Genomic DNA, 24,316 nt, shown 5'->3' on the forward strand with positions numbered 1-24,316 from the left:
TTGTTATTCATCACCAAACATACCTCTTCAAGATTATGCATTAGTCATATCTTGACTTAGTCTTGAATAATTTCATGTAATCACTTTTTGAAGGGAGTAAATAAGCAAGTCTGACGGTATCCTCAACAATTGTATATAATACGATGTAATCCTTACTCAAGGTCAATCCTCGCGTTTGGTAGTGAGGATCTAATTTCTTACCAAATTTTTCATCGGCATCAAATCCAGCTTGGGGGAAAATTTCTAGCCGATTAATATCTTTTCTAATATTGGCTACTTTTCGTCTAGCAGCCTCTACAGAACCGATTTCCTCCGCTATATACTGATATATTTTATCCAGACTATCAATCACTCTAGGAGAATACAAAATCCTATATTTTTTATAATCCATAGCGTGTCACGACATCCTCATCTGTCAAGTAATTTCCAGCCTCAATCTTGGCATAACTTTCTTGAACTTCTGCTTGCAATTGTCTAAACAAATACTCCTTCTCTAATTCCTCTTCACTCAGTAAATCTACTTCATTTGTTACGGCAACATTCTTTAAAAATAATCTAAGTGCCGATGAAAGAGAAAGATTTTTTTCTTTTAACACTTCCATGGCATCATTTACTAATTCTCTATTAGCTTGGAAGGTCACAATCTTACTTGAATTCGCTATAGTCATTTTATATAATTCCTTTATATATTTTATTTATTATCTCACAATTATAAAGAAAGTCAAGGGAATTTGATTAGAAAATCCTAGTTTGGCTGAGCCAAACTAGGATTGTTTTGTCTTAAAATGATAATATGCACCAAGCATACCTGCTGTATTCTGGTGATGGGCAAATTCTAATCGTGTTTTTTCAGCTAGACTTGGTACCAAAGCATCTTTCAAGGCTGTGCGGATTTTCGGTTTGAGAATCGCCTCTTGCCCCATGATACCACCCCCGAGAATGACTACTTCTGGATTGGCCACATAGCAAATATTTGCCAGACCTTTTCCTAGATAGTCTACCATACGGTCAATACCTTCCATGCAGAGTTTATTGCCCTCAGTGGCTTCCTTGAAAATGCGTCGGCCATTCCACTGGTCAACTGGATCTCCATGTGCTTCAGCTACATATTTCACTAAAGCTGTCGTAGAGGCCAAGTCTTGGAAAGCTCCATCCTGCATATGCATATACCCAACTTCACAGGCTGAATTGCTAAATCCATGGAAGACTTTCCCATCCATAATCAAGCAACCACCGATACCTGTTCCAATGGTCAAGCAAAGGGTCACACTCGCTCCCTTGCCTGAACCAGATACTGCCTCAGCCAGACCTGCACAGTTGACATCATTTTCAATCTCACAAGGAATCGCAAAGCTAGTCTCGATTTCCTTCTTGAACTTGGTTCCTGCATAATTTGGAATCTGAGGTCCAGCATAGAAAATCTCACCCTTGTCAGGATCCACCATCCCAGCAGAAGAAATGGCAACACCTGCTACTGGGCCTTTTTCTAAATAGCTGGCTACAATATCTTTGGTCTTTTGTAAGATATGAGGTCCACCTTTATGCGCCTCTGTTGGCATTTCATACGATTCAACAAGTTGGCCTTCTTGGTCGATCAAACCATATTTGATGTTGGTTCCACCGATATCAATTGCAACGTAGTATGTCATAAATACCTCCTTATGGATTAGAGGAAGCGCTCCTTGGTTTCACGAATCAAGGCTGCAGCTGCTTCTACAACTGGACGATCTTCTTCAGTCACTGGTGTCAATGGTGAACGAACAGAACCAATATTCAAACCTTCATTTATCTTCAAGACTTCCTTAATCACACCGTACATATTTCCATGTGCAGCAGTGAGTTTACCAATGATAGCATTGATAGCGTATTGTAATTCACGCGCTGTTTCTAAATCTTTATCCGCAATCAATTGATTGAGTTTCAAGAAGAGTTCTGGCATCGCACCATAAGTACCACCGATACCAGCCTTAGCACCCATGAGACGGCCACCTAGGAACTGTTCATCTGGACCGTTAAAGACGATATGGTCTTCGCCACCAAGGCTCACAAAAGTTTGGATATCTTGAACTGGCATTGAAGAGTTCTTCACACCGATAACACGAGGATTTTTCAACATTTCTGTGTAAAGGCTTGGAGTCAAGGCAACACCTGCCAATTGAGGAATGTTGTAAATCACGTAGTCTGTGTTTGGAGCTGCAGAACTGATATCATTCCAGTATTTAGCAACTGAGTATTCTGGCAAACGGAAATAAATTGGCGGAATCGTCGCAATAGCATCTACTCCCAAGCTTTCAGCATGGCGAGCAAGTTCCATGCTATCCTTGGTATTGTTGCAAGCTACGTGAGCAATGATGGTTAATTTCCCTTTGGCAACTGCCATGACTTCTTCCAAGATTAACTTGCGGTCTTCAACGCTTTGGTAGATACATTCACCAGAAGAACCATTGACATAAAGACCTTGAACACCTTTATCAATGAAGTATTGCACCAAGGCACGCGTACGCTCTGGACTTACTTCTCCTTGATCATCATAACATGCGTAGAAGGCTGGAATGACACCTTCGTATTTTTTCAAATCTGACATAGATTTTCTCCTATTATTTTTATTTTCTGCTAAAGCAGATTCTTTCTTTACTTCTTTAGTATACACTTTACCGAAAAGGCTTTCAATATCTTATAGACACTTAGATTTTAGTTTCTCGCTTATAGAATAGCGTTTGGAGCGTTTGAAAGTAGTTTCAGAAATAATTGCACCCCTTACTCATACTTAGCAAATAGCTTTTCCATCACTCCCACTTGTAAAAAAGCAAGAAGTCCAAAACCAAAGAGAATAAAAGCTGATCCTCCCAATAGCAGGGTAAAGGCTGATAGATATAGAATCATCAAAATCAAAAAGATAATTGCAATCATCAAGATAAACCAAGGAGCATTAAAACTAGCCAACATCAATCCTTTTTGAAGAATTTCTTTCCAAGATAGGTCATAACGTGCAGCGATGGGATAGCTAGCCAGCATCACAATGGTAAGGAAAATCAGAATACCTAGACAAATAGCTTTAACCAATTGGAAGGGCAAAGCTGTTTGACCCCAGAAAAGATAGAGATCTGAAAGAGTTAGAAATACAATTCCTAATTCTAACATCCCCAACTGAAAACCTAGTTTCAGATTTTGCCTGAAAACTCTTAGATAGGTTCTAAAAACTGGAACACGTCTGCTCTTCTTAACTTCGAACATGGTCTCGTAGAGGCTGATTTTAGCCACTCCAATCGTTACGATTGGCAAACAAGTTACTACAAAGAGAAGATTGACTGTTACAATATCTAAAACCTTCTCACTAATTCGCATTAGAAAATTATCTGTATCAAATGCAGCCTTGATGAGACTTCTTCCTTTTTGTGACATCTTTGCTCCCCCTATAATTTCATTTCTATCACTTGCTAAATCATTCCGATTTAGCAAGTGATAAGATTCAACTCTTAAACTCAATTTTCAAAAGTACTTAATAAGATAGTCATCAGCTATCTCTGCTGATCATTCTAATCAATTAAAACTTTAAACAAATACTTGCGAACTTGATCTTCCATACCTGCATAACCATTTGGTTGATGTGGCTCTCCTGGGAAGAAAATCGCAAAATTGTGATAACCCAACAAGAGTGGGTAGTGTTCATGACAATGGACAAAACCAATGTCACTTGCTTCGTCAAATGCTACTGCTTCATCTTTGATACGTGAACCGTAGCTCGAATATTCATGCCCTTCTACCAACAAATGCAAGTCTGCATAGGTCTTGTGATGTTCAAACTGGTCATTTTCAGCTTTATTTAGGACATTTTCTTGAACAACTAGAAAGACCTTATCACCATCAATATCATATTTTCCTAACTCGAATGAATCTTTACGATGTTCATAAAGATAATCAATTGCCTTGTCAAGATTGGGATGAATCCCTTTATAGAAGCTAATATTTTTCAAATCGTCAAAAATCATTATTTTCTCCTTTAAAAATCGTCATTAAGCGATTAAAACTAACACCTCCAACAGTATCATTTACTGTCGGAGGCTTTTAGATAGTGCTAGCAATAGCCAATTGATACTGTAAAAGAAATCGTTTCTTATCCTTTGACAGCTCCCATAGTAATACCCTGTGTGAAGGATTTTTGGAAGACTAGGAAGACTGTTACGATTGGAACAGCAGCAAGAGCAGCACCTGCCATGATCAAACCATAGTTGGTTGCCATTTCAGCCTGCATGGTCGCAACCCCAAGTGAGATGGTCAAATTTTGACGTGAAGTCAACATTACCAATTGCATGAAGTAGTCATTCCAAGTATTGATGAAGGTGAAGATTGCAAGAGCCGCAAACCCTGGTTTTACAATTGGGAAGGCTACGCTCCAGAAAGTACGAATCTCACCACAACCGTCAATCTTAGCTGATTCGAGCAATTCTGTAGGGATATTTTCACTGAACTGTTTCATGAGGAAGACCCCAAATGGCCATCCAATCAAAGGTAAGATAACTGCCCAAAGAGTGTCATGAATTCCCATGAAGTTGACGATACGTACCAATGGTACAAGGACAACTTGTTTTGGAAGCGCCATGGCAGCGATAAAGATAGCAAATAGAATGCGTTGACCATAGAAACGTTTTTTAGCCAATACATAACCTGCTAGAGATGAGGTTGCACAGACTAAGAACATGGTTACCAATGAGATAAATACTGAGTTCCACATCCATTGTAAGGCAGGGTTCTGCACCATGAGTTGTTGGAAGTTTTCCATGGTTGGCATTTTAGGGAACCACTGAGGAGGAATAACGATTGTATCAGGTTGTGATTTGAATGCCCCTGTCAAAATCCAGTAGAATGGAAAGATGAACAGCACAGTCAACAAGAGCAAAATGATTGTTGAAATAACAGTAAAGGCTGTTAATGGTTTTTTTTCTGTAGATTGCATAGCTGTCTCCTTTCTTTAGTATTCTACGTCGTTTCCAAGTACTTTAAATTGAACAAAACTTACGATAGCAATCATAACTGCCAAGAAGACACCAATGGTGTTGGCATAGCCATACTCTGTCAATTGGAAGGCTTTTTCGTAAAGGTAGTACATAAGTGTACTTGTTGAGTAGTTTGGACCACCAGATGTCAAAAGCTGAATCAAAGCGAAACACTGGAATGAGTTAATTGTTGTGATGATTGCAATATAAAGAGTTGTTGGAAGAAGGCTTGGCCATTTAATCTTCCAGAAAACTTGAAACTCAGTTGCACCGTCAACACGCGCTGCTTCAACCAATGAATTGTCAATATTCCCCATGGCAGCGATATAAAGGATAATCGGCTGACCAACTGAAGTTGTCAAAAGGATAATCATAATCGCCATCAAAGCCCAGTGCTTATCACCAAGCCATGAAATGTTTTGAGTAATGATATGACTTGATTTAAGCACAAAGTTCAAGATACCTGATAGTGGATCATAAATCCATTTCCATACAACTGTTACGGCAACACTACCTGTAACAACTGGAAGGAAGAATACGAAACGATAGAATGATCTAGCGATAGCATTTTGATGGTAGGTCTGTGATGCTACAAAGAGTGAGAAGAGAACAACAACTGGCACAGACCCAATAACCAAAATAACTGTGTTAATCAGAGATTTTGTAAAGACAGGATCTTTAAACATACGGATATAGTTATCTAAGCCCACAAATTCAAAGCTAGTCATAGAGTAGTTAAAGAAACTTGTAATAAAGCCCATAATCATTGGAGCCAATACAAAGATGACAAAGAAGAACAACACTGGTGCTAGGAAAGCATAGGAAATCACTGTTTCCCTCATACGGATTTTATTGACTTTCACAGTCGGCACCTCTCTTTCAAATAGAATATTTTTTGACTTTCTTGAACTGTTTTAAAATCAAAATGAAATTTTTTATGATTCGCTTATGTAAGAACTTCATTTTAATTTCGTGACAATTTCTTACATTTTAAACAAAAGCCCCCCTTTTCTTACACTATCTGTGTAGAGGGAAAAGGGGGTATACACTCTTAGGTTCTTTAAAAAACTACTTTTTATAGAATAACTAAGGACTATTGTTTCATAGCTTTTTTAATTGTTTCGTTCGCTTTTTCAGTGAAGGCTTTCAAAGCGTCCGCTGGTTTTTCGTCACCATTTGATACAGATTGCAACATTGGGAACCAAAGTGTTCTCATTTCAGCAAATCCATCAATAGTGTTGTAGTATGGTGAGTAGTATTGAGTCCAGCTGCTGATTGTTTCCATGCGTTTGTCATCATAAAGTTTGCCAAATGATGTACGAACTGGGAAGGCACCTGTACGAACTACGTCTTTTGGACCCCACTCTTTGTCATCTGCGATAAATTGGATGAATTTCTTAGATGCAGCGACTTTCTTGTCGTCTTTATTGTTGAATACTGCAAATCCGTTTACAAGGTATTCAAGAGCTGGTTTACCTTCGTCTGATGGGAATGGTACTTCTACTACTTCTACCTTACTTGCTTCTAACAGTTTAGCTTGGATACCATTTTGAGCTGGTGCCCAAAGGATTGTGTAAGATGTTTGACCGTTGGCAAAGTTTTGGATATCTGCTCCACCGTCAAATTGTGAACCATTATTGAGCAAATTGTCTTTAATCCAGCTAGTTGCTTTTTCAAGACCTTTGACGAATTTAGGATCATCAGTTGTATATTTGCTAACTTTTTCATCTGTTACAGAACCACTATAAAGGTTAGAGATAAAGGCACGTGTTCCTTGGTCTCCCCCTTGACCAGAACTGAACAATGAACCTGGTGTGTAACCCTTGTCTTTGAGTGCTTTCAATACTTTTTCAAAATCATCAGTTGTCCAACCTTCTTTTACAAGGTTTGCCACTCCAGCATCTTCTAACATTTTCTTGTTCATTGCCATGTAGAATGGAGCAGAACTAATTGGATACATGTAAGCCTTGTCTCCAGCTTTACTTGCTTGTACGATGTTTTCATTGTTGACATCTTTAACAAATTCATCTGTGAAAAGATCGTTCAACTCAGCCAATTTACCGTTTTTACCGTATTGGATGATACGTCCTGGTGCATCAAAGAGTACGTCTGGAGCTGTTCCAGCTTCGATAGCTGTTGTGATTTTTTCAGGACCTGACTTGAAGTCGATGGTTTCCAATTTCACTTTTACATCTGGATTGGCTTTTTCAAAAGCTTCGATGATTGATTTTTCATAAGTTCCAACACCGTCACCAGTTTTTTCTTGGGTAAATACTGGGAATGCCCACCAAGTGATTTCTGTTTTGGCACTGTCACCACCTGATTTGCCAGCATCTTTACTTCCGCCAGAATTGCCACAAGCAGCAAGACCAAGAACCGCAGCACTCGCAAGTACTGTACAAGCTAATTTTCTAAATTTCATCTGTATTCTCCTATGTAATAAGCGTATCCAACTTGGATAATGAGTTCTTTATTTCTTGTATGCGATTTCATTCCATCCTACTCATCCACCACTCTCCTCTGTTTTAAGATTGTGTTATTTGAGACCAGCAACAAAGCGTTCTGTAATCTCTTTTGGTCTAGTAATAGCGCCACCAACAACGATACCTCGCACTCCATATTCAAGGATTTGTTTGGCTTGTTCTGGTGTATGAATTTTCCCTTCTGCAATGACATCTACACCGGCATCGCAGAGTTTTTTGATGAGTTCAAAATCTGGGCCGTCTACTTTTGGACTGTAGGATGTGTAGCCTGATAAGGTTGTTCCGACAAAGTCAATTCCTGCTTCGACCGCTGCCAATCCTTCTTCAAAAGTACTGGTGTCTGCCATCAAGAGCTGTTTAGGATATTTCTCCTTAACCTGACGAATGAACTCTTGAATTTCCAAGCCATCGTATCGTTCACGCTTGGTACAATCCAGAGCAATCACCTCGATGTCCAGTTCTGCCAATTCATCAACTTCTTTCATTGTAGCCGTGATGAAGGGTTCTTGTGGCGGATAATCTCGTTTGATTATTCCAATAATCGGAAGTTTGGTGACTTCCTTGATTTCCTTGATATCGCGAACACTATTGGCTCGGATACCGACTGCTCCACCTTGCTCAGCCGCTTTGACCAGCAAGGGAATCACCCCTCCCGCTTCTGTATAAAGCGGTTCATGAGGAAGAGCCTGACAAGAAACGATGATTCCATCTTTGATTTGCTCAATCAAGGCTTCTTTGCTAATATGTGGCATCCTCTTACCTCCTTTTCCTTTTTCTTTGTTTCTATAAGATTATTATACCTTAAAAATAAAACGCTTTCAAGAGTTTGTAGTACAATAGATTTCAGTTTCAAAAACTAGCCAAGTCAAACAGCTCCTCTAAAAGTACTTTCAGAGGAGCAAGTCGACCTATAATAGGAGAATACCAAAATTTAGTTTACAATTTCTGACAATTTTACTTTGCGATCTTCAAATATAGATTGGGTACAAGCATCTGCAGTAGCAATTGCTTCTAGAGCAGCTTCACCAGTCAATAGTTTTGCAAATTCTTCTGATACTGGAGCTCCTTGCATAATCTCATGCAGATATCGCATTTCTTTGTCAATCACAGATGATAACCATAATGGAGTACGTTTACCTGGTTTACCATAAGCAATTGCTCCGTCCATCTCTGTACTATGATAGATACGAGTACGATCATCATCTTCTTCTTGCGATTCATGAATCAAGAAATAGCTTTCTTGCCCATCTAGCTTAAGAGTTCCTTTACAGTTGAATAAGTCTAGGCGGATAGCGCCTTTCGTTCCTTGGATTAAGACATAATGTTCACCCCAACGATAAGCTGACCCCCATTCTAACAAGGCAAAACGCTTATTAGAAAATTCCATATTGACAAAAATCATATCATCTTCATCACCGAAATGTTCACCTTCATGGGCTACATTTCCACCCGTCATGGTTACAGTTTCAGGCATGCCACCCATAAGGAATTGGACACAATCCAATTCATGAATATGGTGATACAAGTGACCACCTGATTTTTCACGAATTTTTTTCCATGATACTGACGGCTGTTGTTCTTCCCAACCATTACGAGCTGTGTGACAATATAGAACGTCTCCGATAACTCCTTGATTAATTAGTTCTTTTGCATGATGGACACCATTGAAGAAGTTCATAATATGTCCTGCCATAAAGGTTACATTGTTTTCTTTACATGCATCTACCATCTCGCGACAATCTTGATAAGAAAGCGCAATTGGTTTTTCACAGAAAACATTTTTACCATGTTGTGCAGCCTTAATAACCGGTTCCTTATGAAGATTATTTGGAGTTGCGACGATAACACAATCTACTTCATCGCTAGAAACCAACTCATCTAGGGAACTTGCTACTTTTGCTCCCAATTCTTCTGCAATCGCCTCTGCATTATCTGGGTCATAGAGAAGAGTAATCTCTGCTCCATCATTCTTTTGCATATAGCGAGCCAATTCAGCTCCAAAATACCCTGTTCCAACAACACCGTATTTAACCATGTTTTTTCTCCTTTATTATTGAATAAACTTTCTAATTTTAACTTATACTTCTCTTCAAACCGCGTCAACGTCGCTTCATCTACAGCCTCAAAAACATGTTTTGAGCTAACTTCGTCAGCTTCATCTACAACCCTCAAAAACGTGTTTTGAGCTGACTTCGTCAGTTTCATCTACAACCTCAAAAACGTGTTTTGAGCTGACTTCGTCGGTTTTATCTGCAACCTCAAAGCTGTACTTTGAGCAGCCTGCGGCTAGTTTCCTAGTTTGCTCTTTGATTTTCATTGAGTATTACTTCACAGATCCTTCTGATAATCCACTTGCAATTTTATTTTGGATGATAGAGAAGAAAATGATTGATGGAAGAACTACAATAACAGATGCTGCCATCATATCTCCCCAGTCTAAGATTTCTGAACCATTAAGTGATCGAAGGGCTACTGCTACTGTCATCTTTCCTGTATTGTTAATCAAAATCAAGGCATACAAGAATTCATTCCAAGCATTGATAAATGTATAAATAGCTGTTGCTACAATACCTGGTGCTACAATCGGTAGCACAACTTTATAAAACGTAACAAATTTATTCGCACCATCAATTCGAGCTGCTTCTTCAATTCCAATTGGCACTGTTTGGAAAAATCCAACTAAGAGCCAAACTGCATATGGAACACTAAAAGATAGATAAACCATCATCAAGCCAAATAAACTATTTGTTAATCCAACTTTAGCAATGGCAATTGAATAGGGAATTGCTAACAAAATTGGTGGGAAAATGTAGGTAATGACGAGTAATCTTGACATGATTGCTCCCAATTTAGGGAAGAATCGAACAATACCGTAGGCTGCCATAGCAGAAATAATAATCGCAATAACAGTTGTAGCTAAGGCAATGATTAAACTATTTCGAATGTTATCAATAAAGTGCAAATCGTTGATAACATGAGTAAAATAATCTAATGTAAACTGTTCAGGCCAAAATCGTGTTGGATACTGAGTTAATTCCCCTTTACCCTTGACAGAAGATATGATAATCCATACCAATGGGAAAATTGCAACAATGGTCGCACCAATCAAGAGTACATGTGAGAGAATATCTAAATAAATACCGGATTTCTTCTTCATTATTTTCTACCCTCCTTTTCCCACTTACTGATGATAGCAAAGTAGATAAAGCAAATCGCCACCAAGAAGATAAAGAGCAATACTGTGACTGCTGAAGCACGACCCAACAATTTAGTTCCCCAACCCAGGTTGTAAGCAAAAATTGGAAGCGTCGTTGTAGCATTAGCCGGTCCACCACCAGTAATAAGGTAGATGATATCAAAGTTATTAAAGATCCATACAGTTCTCAAAACAACTAGAAGTCCTACAACCACTTTAATATGTGGAAAGACGATAAACTTGAACACCTGCCAACTTGAAGCACCATCTATCTTAGCAGCCTCAAATTGTTCTTCTGGTACTGTTTGCAAAGCTGAAAGCACATTGACCATAATCATCGGCGCTCCAAACCAAATGTTGATAAACACCAAACATAGGAATGCCCATGTACTATCTGTCAAAAATGCAGGTGTATGTTCCATTAAACCTAATTTTACGATTAGATTCGGTAAATAGCCATAAACCCCGTTTAGAATCCATTGCCAAGAGAAGGCAATAACGATTGTAGGAAATGCCCAAGGAACAATCAATAAGGTCCTATATAATTTCTTAAAGTGGCGTACTCTGTGAAGAGCTAAAGCCAATACAAACCCTACTAAAACTTGACCAACTAATGAGAAAATGGTCCACTTAATTGAATTAAAGAACGCATTAAAGAAGTTGGGATCTGATAGCACAGCTTTATAGTTAGCTAAACCAACAAATTTATAATTGGGTATAATCAAATGCTTATTGGTAAAGCTATAAAAAATACTCGAGAAAAACGGATAAACAAAGAGTAATCCTACGATAATCATAGCTGGCAAAACAAATATCCAGCGAGTTAAATTACGTTCTTTAACCATTCTCCTTCTCCCTTCTTTTACAAGATTGGGCTAGGGCTTTTCAGCTCACTAGCCCACCTATTTTCTAGTCTTTTACACCTACTGAACAGCCTCAAATAAATCGTTTAATTGTTTTTCTGCTTCTTTTGCAGCTTTCATAGGGTCTGTTCCATTTGTAATGATATCTTGGAACATCTGTTCAATAATGTGTTGGTTAGTCAACATACCAGCTTGTACACTTGGTCCATTTTCATAACCAATAGCAGTACCTTTTTTAACAGCTTCAGTAATCACTTCTTCAGCATGTTTAAATTTCTTACGAGTTTCATTTTCTTTATAGGCTGCAGAATCGCTAATCCCCTTAATAGTTGGCAACATACCTACTGGAGTTGAATCAAGGAATTTAACGTAGTCTTCTTCATTATAAAGTGATTCTAAGAATGCTTTAGCAACTTCTGGGTGTTTTGAATTTTTCCAAACAACCATTGGAATGTTTGAGGTTTCAATTCCTTGATCTTTATCAGACTCTTTGATTTTTGGAATAGGATAAGCATCAATTGAATCAATCAATTGAGGACTGTTGGCATTGATTCCTCCAATATGGAAGCCAGAGTTAAAGTCAAATGCTGTTTTTCCTTGATAGAACAAGGTAGCTTGTTGAAGGACATTAAAGTTCAAAGAATCTTGAGGTGAGATTTCTTTATACATTTTAACCCAGTATTTAATACCATCTTGAGCAAGTTGACTTGTCAAATCTGCTTTAAGATCTTTTGTCAAGAGGCTTCCTCCACCACTACGTACGTAGAAGTTCAAGAAACGTGTTGCCATCAAGTCATTTGTTCCAAACGGAACAGACAAGCCATAAACTCCAGCTTCTTTCAATTTTTTAGAAGCTTCATAGAGTTGATCCCAAGTTTTAGGAACCTCAATATTATGTTCTTTTAACAAATCTGTTCTAACCCACATGACTTGTGCATGTGAATAAAGAGGAACAGAGTAGTAATCATCTCCGATTTTTGCTTCATTTAAGGCAGTTTCGTTAAATTTATCCTGTCCAATACGCTTGATAGAATCGTTTAACGGAACCAAAGCATCTGAGTTGACCATTTCCATTACTTGGTTAGGAAGAGCCGTACTGATATCTGGCACATTCCCATTTGCTAAACCTGTAGTCCATTTAGTATAGAAGTCATTCCAAGAGAATGTTTCAATCTTAATTTTCGTTTTCGGATGCTTTTGCATGAAGGCATCTGCTGATTTTTGAATACTTTCTAAACGGGGTCCTTGAGTAAAGGAGTGCCACATTGTAATCTCACCAGATAATTCTGTCGGTGGTTCAGTACTAGTTGTAGCTTCTTTTTTTCCTGAACAAGCTACCAAGGCAACGGCTGCTAGCGCAACTCCAGCTAGACATAAAAACTTTCTCATTTTTTTCATCGTTCTTCCCTTTCTACATTAAGAAATCGCAACTTTAAAGACAACTTTTTTCACAGGTTCATCATTTATACGAACCTTGGGTTGATGTAAATCTTCTGGAAAAGTGATGAGACATTCGCCAGCTCTCAAATGAACCAACTGTTCCACTTTCCCTGTGTATAATTCAATATCCTTCTCTTCATCATACTCTTGGGTAACGCTTACATTTTCCGGCGACGTAACAGCCATGGCTTCTTCGTTTTCCAAAACTAAATGAATATCCAAATATTTTTGGTGTGTTTCAAAGAAAGCCCCTGCTTGACCATCTGCTAGATAAGTAAAGCAATTCCCAAACAATCGATCTCCATCGATAGCAATCGGACCTTCTGTTAAATTTTCTAGTCCTGTTTTTTCTAGAAAATCTATCAATGTTGCAAAATGTGGATTTACTCCCACATAAGTTCCTAAACGGCTAATTTTTGTAATAATCATCTCTTCTAACCTCCTTTCTCAATCTCTTTTTCCTATCCAAGTTCCCCATTCTTCTGTCTAGCATTTTCTACTAGAAGGACATAAAAACACAACACTCTCTAGCCTATACTCTTTGAAAATCTCCTCAAACCACAGTCGCTTCACCTTGGATTATATAGGTCAGTCTTATCTACAATCTCAAAGCGGTGTTTTGGGCAATCTGCTACTAGCTTGCTAGTTTCTTCTTTGATTTTCATTCAGTATCTCCTCAACCTTCACAAGGAGATCTGATTTTTCTAGCGACAAACAGAATAAATGAGTTAGTTCAATTAGCTACCTTCCTTATAGATGAAATTGATATTCATGAAGGAAGTCGCCCTTTATTTTTTGCAAAAGATACTAGTATGAATCTATTTGGGAAATTGAATTTATAAGCTGCTCACTTATACTCTTCGAAAATCAAATTCAAACTGCGTCAACGTCGCCTTGCCGTACTCAAGTACAGCCTGCGGCTAGTTTCCTAGTTTGCTCTTTGATTTTCATTGAGTATTAGTTTTTCTAAAATAATTCTAATCTATTATTCTAGCACTAATAGACTCTTTGGCTAAATCTCCTTTCTACATCTCGTTTCACCAAGAACTTTTAAGAGAGAAATACTCTAAATTAGTTTTGTTACCGTTTTCAATTAGAGTATACTTTTTTTTTTTAGCATTTCAAGTCTTTTTCTAATTTGGAATTTAGTTTCAAATCTTTTTAACTATATCAACTACATTAAAAGTACTTTCAAAAATAAGCAGGTTTCTTGCAAGACCTGTTTCGAGTGGACAAGATAAGAAAACAAGAAAGTCAATTTTAGGAGAAAATGAAGGAAATAATCTTGTGATATAACAGTATAATATGAAAATTGAGCAAATTGATTGGCAAATTCAAACCAATTTCTAATAATGATTTAAGAATTGTAGTGTCCTAATATAGATTCAATGCACTATAAAACGCATAGTATCAAGCTTATTCAACACCTGATACTATGCGTGTTTGTGATTTTTAAGATTTTGTGTTTAGAGTCAACTCCTTATTTTAGATATTTAAAAGGAATCTCACTACCACAAAGCCAGTTGTAGACTTGGTCATTGACAAATACATTCATGGCTTCGTGGGCATACTCTGGCATGATGCGATAGGCCTTATCGCAGGTCAGACGGTTGTAAATCGCAAACTGGGTAATGGGATAGCAAACATCGTCGTCCAAGCCCGTAATCATCTTAACCTCACCCTTGATACGATGGGCAAGATTTTTCACATCGATATAGGCCAGGGTCGCCATGATGTCCTCCTCAGTTTCATGGAAGGGATCGTGAAACTTGAAATAACGGAAAAGTTCGTCGTAAGCCTCACTGGTATTGCCAATCTCAAGCACTCGTCTGAAGTCTGACAAGAAGGGATAGATGGCAACTGTTTTCTGAATCCGAGGATTGAGCGCTGCCGCAACTAGAGCTAGAGCCCCTCCTTGTGAAGCACCATAGCTAGAAAGATGCTTCTCATCAACCTGAGACAGACTAGCAACAATTTCAACCAACTGGTAAATATCCAGATAGACATCCTTATAAAAGAGGTGGTCACGACCTTCCACAGCACCACGGATGATATGTCCCTTAACGGTATTTCCAAGAGGGGAACGCAAGCCGTCTTGTGAATAGCCCGACTGACCTCGAACGTCCATGGAAACAACACCGTAACCAGCTACGGTGAAGGCCAGCATGTCAGCCCAGTCCCAACCACGTCCCATATAACCATGAAAATGGAAGATTATCGGAACCTTCTTCTCACTCTTTGGAAGAACGACTCGTGCATAGACCTTGCCTTCATTAGTTCCTTCAAACGTTAACTCATAGCACTTGACTTGCGGAATGTGGAAATCTCTTTCCTCCAATTGGTAGGCTGGAAGCGTGGAAACTTTTTTCACTTCCTCATCCCAGAAAGCATCAAAGTCCTCTGGAACCTCATCCCTTCCTAGATAAGTCTTAATCTCTTCTAACAAATCTAAATTTTTCATAACATGCTCCTTTTTTTGTAATCGCTACCACAACTGTAGCATATCTAGGGAAGCAATGCAAGAAAGAAGGGTAAATAGAAAGTGAATTTAGCTTTTCTTCCTTCAAGCCTATTGACTGAAAGTAGTTTTAGAAACGAAAAAAGAGCATTTTCGCTCTTTCTTCTGTTTATACTAGTTTTTTGCTTCCTTCTTTTGGAAAGTGGTTTGGTAATTTACTTTAATCGTTACTGTCATGTGAGAGTCCTCGTTTCTTTTTGATGACTCTAGTATAAGGGCCAAACCTAAAAACTAGCTTAAGTTTTCCTTAGAGAAAGCTTAAGCTAAATGTTCTTTCTTTTTCAAATGAAGGGCAATCATCCGCCACTCTGGATCCTCTTGCCAAGCTTCTATGTACATAGTATGGCTAACGAAAAAAGAGCATTTCGCTCTTTCTTCCTTCTCTTCAATCTTATTTTGTTGCTTCCTTCTTTTGGAAAGTGGTTTGGTAATTTACTTTAATCGTTACTGTCATGTGAGAGTCCTCGTTTCTTTTTGATGACTCTAGTATAAGGGCCAAACCTGAAAGCTAGCTTAAGATTTCCTTAGAGAAAGCTTAATCTAAATGTTCTTTCTTTTCCAAATGAAGGGCAATCATGCGCCACTCTGGATCCTCTTGCCAAGCTTCTATCGAACTAATGTAGCTAGCAACCTTTCTGGCTTCTTCTAAAATCGGAAAATCTTCGATAATATCAGCCACTTGGAATTCTGGAAGTCCTGACTGTCTGGTTCCAAAAATTTCACCTGAACCACGCATTTTCAAATCTTCCTCCGCAAGGACAAATCCGTTGGTCGTTTCTGTCATGATGCGCATGCGATCTTTCCCAGAATCCGTCTTAGGATTAGCAACGAGAACTGCATAAGACTGCTTGTCCCCCCGACCGACACGACCTCTAAGCTGGTGAAGCTGGCTGAGACCGAAACGATCAGCATCCATGATAATCATGACAGTCGCATTTGGAACGTTGACCCCGACTTCGATAACTGTCGTCGAAACCAGAATATCCGTTTTTCTCTCTTTGAACTCCTGCATAATCTGGTCTTTTTCGTCACTCTTCATCTTACCATGCAGAAGAGCCACCTCTGCCTTGCCTGCAAAATGAGCCGTCAACTCCTCTGATAAGGCAATGGCATTTTTCAAATCCAGAGCTTCTGATTCTTCAATCAAGGGAGAGATGACATAGGCTTGAGAACCTTTTTGGATTTCCCCCTCTAACCAAGTCAAGACCTGAGGTAGTTGCTCATGTTTGATCCAGCGAGTCACAATAGGCTTCCGCCCTGCTGGCATCTGGTCAATAATGGAAACATCCATATCGCCAAAGGCTGTGATGGCCAGCGTCCGTGGAATGGGAGTCGCTGTCATCATGAGAACGTCAGGATTGTCGCCTTTTTCCCTTAGAATACGCCTTTGCCCCACACCAAAACGGTGCTGCTCATCGATGATAATCAAGCCAAGGCGATCATAATCCACCCCATCCTGTATCAGAGCATGGGTTCCGATAATCAAATCAGCCTCACCCTTGGCAATGGTCTCCAAGACTTCTCTCTTTTCTGCAGCTTTCAAGGAACCTGTCAAAAGAGCCAGTTTTAGGTCTGGGAAGAGACTCTGTAGACTCTCAAAATGTTGCTCTGCAAGGATTTCTGTTGGTACCATGAGGGCTGCTTGGTAGCCAGCTGTCACTGCCGCAAACATGGCCAAGCCAGCAACCACCGTTTTTCCGCTCCCCACATCCCCTTGCAGGAGACGATTCATGTGGTGGTCCGACCTCATGTCGGTCAAAATTTCCTGCAAACTCTTTTCCTGAGCAGGGGTCAGGGCAAAAGGCAGTCTTTCTTCGACAGCTGTCACTTTTTCCTGAGACCAATTCAGAACCAGACCACTTCCCTGAACTCTATTTTCAGACTTGAGCGTCTGCAATTGTATTTGGAAGTAAAAGAGTTCCTCAAATTTGATACGGCGAAGGGCCTGCTTGTATTCCGCCAAATCCTTTGGAAAATGCATAGCTCGGACTGCCTGACAACGGGACATGAGTTTGTATTTGTCCAGCAAGGACTGGGGAAGATTTTCCTCTATCAAGAGGTCCAGTCCCTGATCAAAGACCGTCTTGATAACCTTGACCAGACTGACCTGACTGATTCCCTGAGCCAAGCGATAGACAGGTTGGAGGTCATCTTCCACCTGAGCCAGAACCTTCATCCCAGTCAGACTAGCCTTAGCGCGGTCCCATTTTCCAAAGACAGCAAGAGTTGCTCCCAACTCTATCTTATCAGCCAGATAGGGCTGGTTAAAGAAATTCACCGCAAAAACGACTTCTCCCTGCTTGAGGCTAAAGCGCAGGCGATTGCGCTTGAAACCATAATACTGGACACTAGCAGGAGTCACGACTTGACCAGATAGGACTGCCTTCTCCCCGTCTTCCAGTTCCAGCACTTGCTTAGTTTTGAAGTCTTCATAACGGAAAGGAAAGTAGAGCAAGAGATCTTGCAAGTTTTCAATTCCTAGTTTGGCGTACTTCTCTGCTGACTTTGGTCCCACACCAGGTAAGACATGCAAGGGTTGATGTAGATTCATGCTCCACTCCTTTCTTTTCTAATAATATTCTCTCGGAATGCGGTCGCTAAGGAGACAAACCACCTCATAGTTAATAGTCCCACGGTAGGTCGCTACCTGAGTTGCTGTGATTTCCTTATCTCCGTTAATACCAATTAGTGTGACTTTTGTTCCCAGCGGATAAACCTTAGGCAGACGAATGGTGATTTGATCCATAGATACTCGTCCAACGATTGGGCAAGCTTGCCCATCTACCAAGACGGAGAAATTCTGCATATCTCGTGTCCAACCATCCGCATAGCCGATTGGAACAGTCGCGATGACTTGCTCGCTATCCGCCTGATAGGTCGCTCCATAGCCCATGCAAGTTCCAGCTGGAACTGTCTTGACATGGACCAGAGCAGACTCCAAGGTCAAGGCTGGTGTCAAGTCATAGGGTAAATCCAAGGCCTCTCCACTAGGATTAAGACCATACATAGCATCTCCCATACGAACCGCATTGAAAATAGTCTCTGCATGCCAAAGAGTCGTTGCAGAATTGCTAGCATGAACCAAGTCTGGAAGACCTTTCATACTGGCCAAAATAGTTTTAAACCGTTCTAACTGGGCATTAAAATAGTCATCTGATTCCTCATCAGCAGTAGCAAAATGGGTAAAAATCCCTTCAACATGCACACCGTGTTGTTGGAGCAAGTCTTGAGCCTGATTAGCCTCACTGGCCTCTCTAAAACCAATCCGTCCCATTCCTGAGTCAATCTTGAGGTGAACTGTCAATCCAGTTAGGTCCGCTTCCTTATCTAAGAGTGCTTGAAGCCACTCCAGTCCAGCCACAGTCAAGGTGATGTCGTATTCTTTAGCTAGGCCAATAGCTTCTATTTCAGACACTCCTAAGATAAGGATTTTCTTGCCAACTCCAGCCTGACGAAGTTCAATAGCTTCATCAATATTGGAAACGCAAAAGCCATCAACATCATCTTGAATTGCCTTGGCAACGGCAACAGCCCCATGACCATAGGCATTGGCCTTGACCACAGCCCACTTGAGCGTTCCTTCAGGGATATGAGCCCCCATTTGCTGAATATTTTGTCGAATAGCTCCCAGATGAATCAGAGCCTTGGTTGGTCTATGCGGACTAGCTTTCATGATTTTCCTCCAAAATGACACTGGCTGTCACAAACTGATCTGTGTGGCTGATAGACAGCCAAATCTTTCCTGAAAATGGTGACTGACTAAAATAAGGCGCCCCACGTTCATTATTCAAGACTTCCAAATCCTGAAAACCGAGCTTGCCAATACCAGTTCCCATGGCCTTGGAAAAGGCTTCTTTAGCCGACCAGCGACCAGCCAAATATTCTATTTGCCTGCGCCCTTTAAGACTGTTAAACCGTTCCATTTCCTTAGCGGTCAGCACGCGCTTAGCAAAACCTTCATGTCGTGTAACTGCGCTTTCTATCGAAGCCAATTCTTCGATGTCAATTCCGTGTCCAACTATCATTCTCATCAAAAGGAGTTGAGATTCCCCAACTCCATCCTTTTCACTTATTTTGTCAAGGTAGCATAAATTTCTTCTACCAAGGCCTCTGTATTTTCCCAACCTAGACAAGGATCGGTAATGGAGCAACCAAAGACCTCTGGTTGGTTTTGACGACCATCTGCTAGGTAGGATTCAATCATAAAGCCTCGAACCGTCTTTTTAATCTTCTCATTCCAATCACGATTTTGCAAGGTCTGGCGAACAATTCGAATCTGCTCCATATATTGCTTGCCTGAGTTATCATGGTTGGTGTCAATGAGGATAAAAGGATTTTCAAGTCCCATGGTTTCATAGCGTTCAATGGCTTGGAGTAAGTTTTCATAGTAGTAATTCGGCATATAATTGCCATACTCGTTAACTGCTCCACGGAGGATGACATGGGACAAAGGATTACCTGAAGTCTCAACTTCCTGCCCATGATAAAGGAAGGTTTGCTTGTTTTGAGCAGCATAGATGGCGTTAAACATAACACCCAAATTTCCTGAGGTTGGATTTTTCATCCCTACTGGTGCATCAATCCCAGAAGCCACAAAGCGGTGCTCTTGGTCTTCCACAGAACGAGCTCCAACGGCATGGTAGCTAACCAAGTCATCCACCAAGATGAGATTTGACGGATAAAGCATCTCATCTGCCGTCGTCAAACCAGTCTCTGTAATCACGCGGTAGTGCAACTGGCGCACAGCCTGCAAACCGTTAATCAGGCTTGGAGCCTTAGAAGTGTCTGGCTGGTGAACCAACCCTTTATAGCCGTCTCCGTTGGTACGAGGCTTAGCAGTATAAACGCGCATAACCATGAAAATCTTGTCCGCTACCTTCTTTTGCAAGGCGGATAAACGGCGAGCATATTCCAAGACCGCTTCTTCATTATCAGAAGAGCAAGGACCAATTACCAAGAGAATACGGTCATCTTCCCCTGAAATAATGTCTGCCAATTCTCTATCACGGCTTTCCTTAAGTCGCAAGGCTTCCGCAGACAATTGGGTTTCAGCCTTGATGACTTCCATATCGATTTCTTGACCTTTTTCAATAAATGCCATCTTATTCTCCTAACGTTTTGTAAATTTCTCTGACAAGGGTTTCTGTGTTATCCCAACCCAGGCAAGGGTCTGTGATAGACTTGCCAAATACTTCTGGCTCATTTTGTCGACCATCTTCCAGATAAGACTCAATCATAAAACCACGAACGAACTGCTTGATTTTTTCATTCCAAGCACGGTTAATCAAGGTCTGGCGGACAATTCGAATCTGGTCCATGTATTGCTTACCAGAGTTGTCATGATTGGTATCAATGATGATAAAAGGATTTTCCAAGCCCATTTTCTCATACTGGGCAATGGTGTCAATTAAATTGTCATAATAGTAGTTGGGAATATTCTTACCATACTCATTAAGAGCACCACGAAGAATGGCGTGTGAAAGCGGGTTCCCAGTTGTTTCCACTTCTTTTCCTAGGAAAAGGAAGCTTTGTTTGTTTTGAGCAGCATAAATCCCATTAAACATGACATTGAGATTTCCAGAGGTTGGATTTTTAAAACCAGTTGCGAAATCTGCCCCACTGGCCACAAAGCGGTGTTGCTGGTCTTCAACTGAACGGGCACCAACTGCCATGTAAGAAATCAAATCATCCACAAGAGGAAGATTTTCAGGATAAAGCATTTCATCAGCTGTTGTCATACCTGTTTCTGTGATAACACGATAGTGAAGATGGCGAACAGCTTTGATTCCGTTGATAAGACTAGGCGCTTCTGTCGCGTTAGGCTGGTGAATCAAGCCCTTGTAACCATCTCCGTTGGTACGAGGTTTGGCAGTGTAAACACGCATAACCATAAAGATACGGTCTGCTACTTCTTCTTGTAGGACTGCCAAACGCTTAGCGTATTCAAGGACAGCTTCTTCATTGTCAGATGAGCATGGTCCGATTACCAAGAGAATTCGCTGGTCTTCTCCACGTATAATGGCTTCTAGTTCTTGATCACGCTGTGATTTTCTCTCCAAAGCCCGACCTTCTAATTTTGATAAGGCACGAACTTCTTCAATATTGATTTTAGGACTTTTTGCTGTAAATACCATAACTCATCTCCTTATAAAGCAAACGGATACCAAGTAAAAATTTACTTTTCACAAGGTATCCGCCTCTAAACTATCTCATTTTATTGTCTTTTACCGTGACAGTTTTTAAACTTCTTACCAGAACCACATGGGCAAAGTTCATTGCGTCCAATCTGGCTCAAATCCAAATCTTCTGGCATACTTGCTTGGTGGGCAGCAATATTACGAGTCGCTGTTGTACTGATATGGCGTTCTGCCTGTGGTCTTTCTTGTTCATGAATTTGTGCTTTCATCATCAAGCGTGTCACATCAAACTCAATCGAACCAATCATGTCATTAAACATACGGAAACCTTCTGCCTGATACTCAACAACAGGATTGTTCTGAGCATAGCCACGAAGTCCAACCGCATTACGCAATTGATCGAGGGCATCGATATGATCTGTCCACTTGTTATCTACCACTCGTAGAATCAAGACTTTTTGGAATTCTTTGACTGCTTCTTCATCACGTAGTTTTGAAACCTGACTATCGTAAACTTGCAAGGCACGTTGGAAAAGCTCTTCCTTAATAGCCTTATCAGACAAACCTGACAAGTCTTCCATCGTAATAGAATCTTCTGGAAGCAAGTTGTACTTAGCAAAGTTCAAAATCGCTTCTAGTTTTTCATCTTGTTTGGCACGCGCATGACCATCAACGACACGTTCAATCGTGCGTTTGATCATAGACTGAATTTCAGGTGCCAAGTCACGGTCTGCAGTAATGACATCGTAACGTTGAGCATAGATAATCTCACGTTGTTCACGCATGACGTCATCGTATTGAAGGACTTGTTTACGGGTATCGTAGTTATTTCCTTCGACACGTTTTTGCGCTGCTTCAACCTGACGCGTCAACATACGAGACTCAATCGCCTCTTCAGACATGTTGAGACGTTCAAAGATTCCCTTCAAGCGTTCAGAACCAAAACGTTTCATCAAGTCATCTTCAAGAGAGAGGTAGAATTGTGACTCACCTGGGTCTCCTTGACGACCTGAACGTCCACGAAGCTGGTTATCGATACGACGACTTTCATGACGTTCTGTACCAATCACACAAAGTCCACCTAATTCGCGAACCCCTTCACCAAGCTTGATGTCGGTACCACGACCGGCCATGTTGGTTGCGATAGTAACAGCACCACGTTGACCAGCATTCATGATGATTTGGGCTTCTCTATAGTGGTTTTTGGCATTCAAGACTTCGTGAGGAACGCCAGCTGCGACTAATTTCTTAGAAATGTAGTCACTAGTTTCAACCGCTACTGTACCAACCAAGACAGGCTGACCTTTTTGGTAACGAGCCTTAACGTCTTCGACAACCGCCTTAAACTTGGCCTCGATACTTGCATAAAGAAGGTCTGAGTGGTCAATACGTTGAACAGGGCGGTTTGTTGGGATTGGAATAACACGAATGTTGTAGATTTCACGGAATTCTTCTTCCTCAGTCTTACCTGTACCCGTCATACCTGACAATTTCTTGTACATACGGAAAAGGTTTTGGTAAGTGATTGAGGCAGATGTCTTGGTTTCATCCTGGATTGGCACACCTTCTTTAGCTTCAATAGCTTGGTGCAATCCATCAGAATAACGACGACCTTCCATGGTACGACCTGTAAATTGGTCAACGATCAAGATTTCTTGCTCTTCGCTCACCACATAGTCAATATCAAGAAGCATGATGTAGTTGGCACGAAGGGCGTTATCGATAAAGTGAGTCAAAGCCACGTTTTCGATGTCATAGAGGTTTTCAAGTTTGAAGTAGCTTTCAGCCTTGTCAATACCTGAATCAGACAAACCAATAGTTTTAGACTGCACATCGATAATGTAGTCGTCTTTGTCCAAAGATTTTACATAGTGGTCTGCCATGTGGTAGAGCTGACTGGTTTCAACCGCGTTAGCACCTGATACGATCAAAGGTGTACGAGCCTCGTCAATCAAGATAGAGTCAACCTCATCGACCAAGGCATAGTTGAGCGGACGTTGTACCATGTTTTCAGCACGAACGACCATGTTATCACGTAGGTAGTCAAATCCGATTTCTGAGTTAGTTGAGTAGGTAATATCACACTCATAGGCTTCTTTTTTCTCCATTGGAGATTTGGCAGCCAAGTTGATTCCTACTGACAAGCCAAGCCATGAGTACAATTCACCCATCTCAGTCGCGTCACGTTCTGATAGATATTCATTGACCGTAACTACGTGAACCCCTTTACCTGAAAGGGCATTGAGGTATACCGGCATAGTCGCAGTCAAGGTTTTCCCTTCCCCTGTACGCATCTCTGGCACGTCACCATGGTGAAGAACGATTCCCCCCATGACCTGAACCTTATATGGGAAGAGACCTAGGACACGTTTGGCACCCTCACGGACAACCGCAAATGCTTCATAAAGCAATGAATCCAGTGATTCTCCATTTTGATAACGTTCTTTAAATTCAACTGTTTTTGCTTTTAGTTGGTCGTCAGTCAAAGCAGCCATTTGGTCTTCGTATTTGAAAACCTTGTCAGCCATCTTTTCCAGACGACGGATTTCTCCTTTATCATTTTCGATAATTGTTTTTAAAATATTAGCCATGTTTTTCCTTACTTTAAATTCCGAATATTTTAGAATGTTCTTTTAATTTTAGCACAATTACTGATTATTTTCAAGGAAGAATCCCCATTTTGAA

General features: G+C 40.4%; 23 protein-coding genes. All 23 read right to left on the reverse strand.

Annotation, left to right across the window (positions count from 1 at the left end):
- Window positions 1-40 precede the first annotated feature (40 nt).
- Complete coding sequence (locus tag PCY12_RS01265; protein WP_033676577.1) at window positions 41-391, reverse strand: type II toxin-antitoxin system RelE/ParE family toxin; 351 nt, start codon at window positions 389-391, stop codon at window positions 41-43.
- Window positions 381-668, reverse strand: coding sequence for a hypothetical protein (locus tag PCY12_RS01270; protein WP_000150673.1), 288 nt, complete (start codon window positions 666-668; stop codon window positions 381-383). Before PCY12_RS01270 ends, PCY12_RS01265 begins: the two co-directional genes overlap by 11 nt.
- Before the next feature lie 96 nt (window positions 669-764).
- A complete protein-coding gene (locus PCY12_RS01275; RefSeq protein WP_301351173.1) occupies window positions 765-1,649 on the reverse strand; it encodes an ROK family protein in 885 nt (294 codons plus the stop codon).
- A 17-nt stretch (window positions 1,650-1,666) separates the two neighbouring features.
- Window positions 1,667-2,584, reverse strand: a complete 918-nt coding sequence (locus tag PCY12_RS01280; protein ID WP_001281495.1) for a dihydrodipicolinate synthase family protein — start codon at window positions 2,582-2,584, stop codon at window positions 1,667-1,669.
- Between the two features lie 173 nt (window positions 2,585-2,757).
- Window positions 2,758-3,402, reverse strand: a complete 645-nt coding sequence (locus PCY12_RS01285; protein WP_173228769.1) for a YesL family protein — start codon at window positions 3,400-3,402, stop codon at window positions 2,758-2,760.
- Between the two features lie 134 nt (window positions 3,403-3,536).
- Complete coding sequence (locus tag PCY12_RS01290) at window positions 3,537-3,989, reverse strand: YhcH/YjgK/YiaL family protein (protein ID WP_301351174.1); 453 nt, start codon at window positions 3,987-3,989, stop codon at window positions 3,537-3,539.
- A 125-nt stretch (window positions 3,990-4,114) separates the two neighbouring features.
- On the reverse strand, window positions 4,115-4,954 hold the full coding sequence (locus tag PCY12_RS01295) for a carbohydrate ABC transporter permease (protein WP_001192008.1): 840 nt from the start codon (window positions 4,952-4,954) through the stop codon (window positions 4,115-4,117).
- Window positions 4,955-4,969: 15 nt separating this feature from the next.
- The gene (locus PCY12_RS01300; protein ID WP_161800615.1) at window positions 4,970-5,836 is read right to left on the reverse strand and encodes a carbohydrate ABC transporter permease; all 867 of its coding nucleotides are present in this window, start codon (window positions 5,834-5,836) and stop codon (window positions 4,970-4,972) included.
- A gap of 251 nt (window positions 5,837-6,087) precedes the next feature.
- Complete coding sequence (locus PCY12_RS01305; protein ID WP_173261624.1) at window positions 6,088-7,416, reverse strand: ABC transporter substrate-binding protein; 1,329 nt, start codon at window positions 7,414-7,416, stop codon at window positions 6,088-6,090.
- Window positions 7,417-7,530: 114 nt separating this feature from the next.
- The gene (locus tag PCY12_RS01310; protein ID WP_173274690.1) at window positions 7,531-8,229 is read right to left on the reverse strand and encodes an N-acetylmannosamine-6-phosphate 2-epimerase; all 699 of its coding nucleotides are present in this window, start codon (window positions 8,227-8,229) and stop codon (window positions 7,531-7,533) included.
- A 179-nt stretch (window positions 8,230-8,408) separates the two neighbouring features.
- Window positions 8,409-9,512 carry a Gfo/Idh/MocA family protein gene (locus PCY12_RS01315; protein WP_173274691.1) on the reverse strand — a complete coding sequence of 368 codons (1,104 nt, stop codon included), beginning with the start codon at window positions 9,510-9,512 and terminating at the stop codon, window positions 8,409-8,411.
- Window positions 9,513-9,632: 120 nt separating this feature from the next.
- The gene (locus PCY12_RS01320) at window positions 9,633-9,794 is read right to left on the reverse strand and encodes a hypothetical protein (protein ID WP_301351175.1); all 162 of its coding nucleotides are present in this window, start codon (window positions 9,792-9,794) and stop codon (window positions 9,633-9,635) included.
- Window positions 9,795-9,800: 6 nt separating this feature from the next.
- The gene (locus PCY12_RS01325; RefSeq protein WP_000730332.1) at window positions 9,801-10,634 is read right to left on the reverse strand and encodes a carbohydrate ABC transporter permease; all 834 of its coding nucleotides are present in this window, start codon (window positions 10,632-10,634) and stop codon (window positions 9,801-9,803) included.
- The gene (locus PCY12_RS01330) at window positions 10,634-11,518 is read right to left on the reverse strand and encodes a carbohydrate ABC transporter permease (RefSeq protein WP_301351176.1); all 885 of its coding nucleotides are present in this window, start codon (window positions 11,516-11,518) and stop codon (window positions 10,634-10,636) included. The genes PCY12_RS01325 and PCY12_RS01330 overlap by 1 nt, the downstream gene beginning before the upstream one ends.
- A 78-nt stretch (window positions 11,519-11,596) precedes the next feature.
- Complete coding sequence (locus PCY12_RS01335) at window positions 11,597-12,934, reverse strand: ABC transporter substrate-binding protein (RefSeq protein WP_000738775.1); 1,338 nt, start codon at window positions 12,932-12,934, stop codon at window positions 11,597-11,599.
- Window positions 12,935-12,952: 18 nt separating this feature from the next.
- Window positions 12,953-13,405 (reverse strand): YhcH/YjgK/YiaL family protein, encoded by a 453-nt coding sequence (locus PCY12_RS01340; protein ID WP_049512399.1) that lies wholly within the window; start codon window positions 13,403-13,405, stop codon window positions 12,953-12,955.
- Between the two features lie 1,051 nt (window positions 13,406-14,456).
- A complete protein-coding gene (locus PCY12_RS01345; RefSeq protein WP_301351177.1) occupies window positions 14,457-15,437 on the reverse strand; it encodes an acetylxylan esterase in 981 nt (326 codons plus the stop codon).
- A gap of 592 nt (window positions 15,438-16,029) precedes the next feature.
- Window positions 16,030-18,045, reverse strand: coding sequence for an ATP-dependent DNA helicase RecG (recG, locus tag PCY12_RS01350; protein ID WP_301351178.1), 2,016 nt, complete (start codon window positions 18,043-18,045; stop codon window positions 16,030-16,032).
- Between the two features lie 18 nt (window positions 18,046-18,063).
- On the reverse strand, window positions 18,064-19,167 hold the full coding sequence (gene alr / locus PCY12_RS01355) for an alanine racemase (RefSeq protein WP_301351179.1): 1,104 nt from the start codon (window positions 19,165-19,167) through the stop codon (window positions 18,064-18,066).
- On the reverse strand, window positions 19,157-19,519 hold the full coding sequence (gene acpS, locus PCY12_RS01360; RefSeq protein WP_033681488.1) for a holo-ACP synthase: 363 nt from the start codon (window positions 19,517-19,519) through the stop codon (window positions 19,157-19,159). The genes alr and acpS overlap by 11 nt, the downstream gene beginning before the upstream one ends.
- Window positions 19,520-19,563: 44 nt before the next feature.
- The gene (locus PCY12_RS01365) at window positions 19,564-20,595 is read right to left on the reverse strand and encodes a 3-deoxy-7-phosphoheptulonate synthase (RefSeq protein WP_050091698.1); all 1,032 of its coding nucleotides are present in this window, start codon (window positions 20,593-20,595) and stop codon (window positions 19,564-19,566) included.
- A gap of 1 nt (window position 20,596) precedes the next feature.
- Window positions 20,597-21,628, reverse strand: coding sequence for a 3-deoxy-7-phosphoheptulonate synthase (locus PCY12_RS01370; RefSeq protein WP_301351180.1), 1,032 nt, complete (start codon window positions 21,626-21,628; stop codon window positions 20,597-20,599).
- An 80-nt stretch (window positions 21,629-21,708) separates the two neighbouring features.
- The gene (gene secA / locus PCY12_RS01375; RefSeq protein ID WP_050251536.1) at window positions 21,709-24,222 is read right to left on the reverse strand and encodes a preprotein translocase subunit SecA; all 2,514 of its coding nucleotides are present in this window, start codon (window positions 24,220-24,222) and stop codon (window positions 21,709-21,711) included.
- Window positions 24,223-24,316 lie beyond the last annotated feature (94 nt).

The sequence above is a fragment of the Streptococcus sp. SPS1 genome (genome assembly GCF_030439915.1).
Classification (GTDB): Bacteria; Bacillota; Bacilli; order Lactobacillales; family Streptococcaceae; genus Streptococcus.

Coding starts and splice junctions, on each gene's coding strand:
- PCY12_RS01265 (WP_033676577.1), bottom strand. CDS start 391: ATGGATTATAAAAAATATAGGATTTTGTATTCTCCTAGAGTGATTGAT.
- PCY12_RS01270 (WP_000150673.1), bottom strand. CDS start 668: ATGACTATAGCGAATTCAAGTAAGATTGTGACCTTCCAAGCTAATAGA.
- PCY12_RS01275 (WP_301351173.1), bottom strand. CDS start 1,649: ATGACATACTACGTTGCAATTGATATCGGTGGAACCAACATCAAATAT.
- PCY12_RS01280 (WP_001281495.1), bottom strand. CDS start 2,584: ATGTCAGATTTGAAAAAATACGAAGGTGTCATTCCAGCCTTCTACGCA.
- PCY12_RS01285 (WP_173228769.1), bottom strand. CDS start 3,402: ATGTCACAAAAAGGAAGAAGTCTCATCAAGGCTGCATTTGATACAGAT.
- PCY12_RS01290 (WP_301351174.1), bottom strand. CDS start 3,989: ATGATTTTTGACGATTTGAAAAATATTAGCTTCTATAAAGGGATTCAT.
- PCY12_RS01295 (WP_001192008.1), bottom strand. CDS start 4,954: ATGCAATCTACAGAAAAAAAACCATTAACAGCCTTTACTGTTATTTCA.
- PCY12_RS01300 (WP_161800615.1), bottom strand. CDS start 5,836: ATGAGGGAAACAGTGATTTCCTATGCTTTCCTAGCACCAGTGTTGTTC.
- PCY12_RS01305 (WP_173261624.1), bottom strand. CDS start 7,416: ATGAAATTTAGAAAATTAGCTTGTACAGTACTTGCGAGTGCTGCGGTT.
- PCY12_RS01310 (WP_173274690.1), bottom strand. CDS start 8,229: ATGCCACATATTAGCAAAGAAGCCTTGATTGAGCAAATCAAAGATGGA.
- PCY12_RS01315 (WP_173274691.1), bottom strand. CDS start 9,512: ATGGTTAAATACGGTGTTGTTGGAACAGGGTATTTTGGAGCTGAATTG.
- PCY12_RS01320 (WP_301351175.1), bottom strand. CDS start 9,794: ATGAAAATCAAAGAGCAAACTAGGAAACTAGCCGCAGGCTGCTCAAAG.
- PCY12_RS01325 (WP_000730332.1), bottom strand. CDS start 10,634: ATGAAGAAGAAATCCGGTATTTATTTAGATATTCTCTCACATGTACTC.
- PCY12_RS01330 (WP_301351176.1), bottom strand. CDS start 11,518: ATGGTTAAAGAACGTAATTTAACTCGCTGGATATTTGTTTTGCCAGCT.
- PCY12_RS01335 (WP_000738775.1), bottom strand. CDS start 12,934: ATGAAAAAAATGAGAAAGTTTTTATGTCTAGCTGGAGTTGCGCTAGCA.
- PCY12_RS01340 (WP_049512399.1), bottom strand. CDS start 13,405: ATGATTATTACAAAAATTAGCCGTTTAGGAACTTATGTGGGAGTAAAT.
- PCY12_RS01345 (WP_301351177.1), bottom strand. CDS start 15,437: ATGAAAAATTTAGATTTGTTAGAAGAGATTAAGACTTATCTAGGAAGG.
- recG (WP_301351178.1), bottom strand. CDS start 18,045: ATGAATCTACATCAACCCTTGCATGTCTTACCTGGTGTGGGACCAAAG.
- alr (WP_301351179.1), bottom strand. CDS start 19,167: ATGAAAGCTAGTCCGCATAGACCAACCAAGGCTCTGATTCATCTGGGA.
- acpS (WP_033681488.1), bottom strand. CDS start 19,519: ATGATAGTTGGACACGGAATTGACATCGAAGAATTGGCTTCGATAGAA.
- PCY12_RS01365 (WP_050091698.1), bottom strand. CDS start 20,595: ATGGCATTTATTGAAAAAGGTCAAGAAATCGATATGGAAGTCATCAAG.
- PCY12_RS01370 (WP_301351180.1), bottom strand. CDS start 21,628: ATGGTATTTACAGCAAAAAGTCCTAAAATCAATATTGAAGAAGTTCGT.
- secA (WP_050251536.1), bottom strand. CDS start 24,222: ATGGCTAATATTTTAAAAACAATTATCGAAAATGATAAAGGAGAAATC.